This window comes from Moraxella sp. 179-F 1C4 NHS, assembly GCF_045370505.1.
GTDB lineage: Bacteria > Pseudomonadota > Gammaproteobacteria > Pseudomonadales > Moraxellaceae > Faucicola > Faucicola tetraodonis.
In genome coordinates this window covers 1-2,020 of sequence record NZ_JBIQEC010000060.1, presented here as the reverse complement: position 1 = coordinate 2,020, position 2,020 = coordinate 1, and the positions used below count along the sequence as shown (strand labels likewise).

The following is a 2,020-nucleotide window of genomic DNA, read 5'->3' as shown; positions in this document are numbered from 1 at the left end:
ACGTATGCGGTGTTTAAGCTTGAGTGTTTGAAAATCAAAACCAAGTTAAATCATTTCGCTTTGCGTTTAAAGTTACTAATTTCTGCTAATCAGTCGGCTTTTGCCCAGCTTAAGGCTATTAGCGGTGCGTAACTTCAGTTATTTACTACAATATGCTAGATGATGGACTGATAGTTTGTCTAGCTGTGTATGCCAAAAATGAAAAAGAAAATATTTCTGCCAAAGAATTAAAGTCATTAAAAAATGAAAAGCAAGGAAACCAATCATGAAACCTGTCAACTTTTCTGATTTAGATATTGCCAATATTGTTGAAGCAGTTATTAAAGATGATCCTGATGCGATTGTGATTAAGGACAGTTTAGCCAAATCACTTTCTCAATTGAGAGAAGGACGGTATGCACCCGTATCGGAAGTTAGCCAAGTCCGCCAGAAGACAGGCTTGTCGCAAAGTCAATTTGCCAAGTCATTGGGCATTTCGGTCAATACTTTAAAGTCTTGGGAGCAAGGACAGCGTAAACCGAGTGGCTCAGCGCAAGTCTTGCTTAAATTATTGGGCAAAAAACCTGAGTTAATTGATGAGATTGCTCATTTGGCATAGTACTTGAGCCATTTTAGTAACGACTCTTCATTGAGTGTAATTGAAACTTTCTGATAAGCCTCAGTCATGGGTTTATTTAACGTTGTTTTATTGACAAATTGACATACAAAAATAGCCTAAAAAAGGAGTAAATTGACCCCAAAATAAAATGTCTAAAAAACCACCGTTTTTTGGACACGAGGAAAAAGTCTGGGAACACTCAACGAAATTCTTTAACGTGCAATATGGTCTTGTAAATTCGGAACTGTACCATATCAAAATTTTTAATATTGCAAATGTTCAGTCCTTTTCCATAGTTCCTTTAAATTATCTGGATTAACAATAATCTCTTGAGATTCTAATTTATAATTCTTAATGTTTCTTTTTTGACCATCCGTTAAATAACCGGGATAAGAATAAATATGATTTAAAAAAACGCAAGGTAATTCTAATGAATATTCATTTACATAATGTATATGAGCATCAGTCCAGATATATGTTCCATCACTAAATGCTATATCATTGACAGGAAAGTTATCGAACTCTAACTTTCTAGGAAAGCCGATAGATAATACATTTGCATTCTTCATATATTTTAGAATGATATCTTTCTTATTTTTATCTAATTTTCCTATATGGTCTGACAGTTTAGGAAGATTAGTTAACAGATCTTCCCCTAAATACCATTCAGAAAGAGGATCATTTAACTTAGGTGGATTTTCTTCAAAGTATCTTGGTAAATATAACATTGTTTAAACTCACTTATTTTTTGGATAAAACATTTTCCATTCTGGACTAATGCTAGGCATATATGGTTCTACAAACTGACCATTTCTAATATATGAGGCATTGCTTTGTTGTATCCATTGTTCATTTTTTATATCCCATGCAACTGGTCTGGTTGGAGCATATACAGGAACATTTAGCTCATTTGCTAACTGTTGCGCTGTACCGCTTGAGCCACTCCAACATGAAGCAAAACAAACTGGAGTTCCAGGAATATATGAAGGATTTCCTTTAACTGCTGCAGCTACCTGCTCAATACTTAAAGGCATAAATGGAACTTCACCCAAGTTTTTATATGGTCCGCCTGTTTCGGGTAAGATAGGAATATCCCTTTGTAAAACAGGTATCCCGCCAATTTCATCAAATTTAAGTGCCCCATGAACAATAACATTATGTCCTTGATTAGTATTATTTGCATTATTAAAATTATTTACAGTTGCAACATCATCTCCAATAGCTGTGCTATGTGTACCATGATGGATGGTATCTCCACTCTCAGTAAAATCATCTAAATATGAAATATTAGGAGTAGTTTCTTGAGCAACTCTTGTAGAAGCAGTCGAATACTTTCCTATAGATCTGAACCGTCCTGGTTTTATCGGAGACAGGTTTGCTTGAGTCAGGCAGCATAGCCTGACGGGATTAATGAACAATAGT

General features: G+C 35.0%; 2 protein-coding genes and 1 pseudogene. 1 reads left to right on the top strand and 2 read right to left on the bottom strand.

Going from position 1 to position 2,020, the window contains the following annotated elements:
• The first annotated feature begins 265 nt into the window (after positions 1 to 265).
• Positions 266 to 598: a type II toxin-antitoxin system MqsA family antitoxin gene (locus ACH0AB_RS11790; RefSeq protein WP_007114877.1), complete on the top strand. Its 333-nt coding sequence runs from the start codon at positions 266 to 268 to the stop codon at positions 596 to 598.
• 263 nt (positions 599 to 861) lie between these two features.
• On the opposite strand, the gene ACH0AB_RS11785 is transcribed toward ACH0AB_RS11790, so the two are convergent.
• Entirely contained in the window at positions 862 to 1,326 is a 465-nt protein-coding gene (locus ACH0AB_RS11785; protein ID WP_406878258.1) for a hypothetical protein, read from the bottom strand.
• 9 nt (positions 1,327 to 1,335) lie between these two features.
• Positions 1,336 to 2,020, bottom strand: a pseudogene (locus tag ACH0AB_RS11780) (hypothetical protein); the annotation flags it as partial.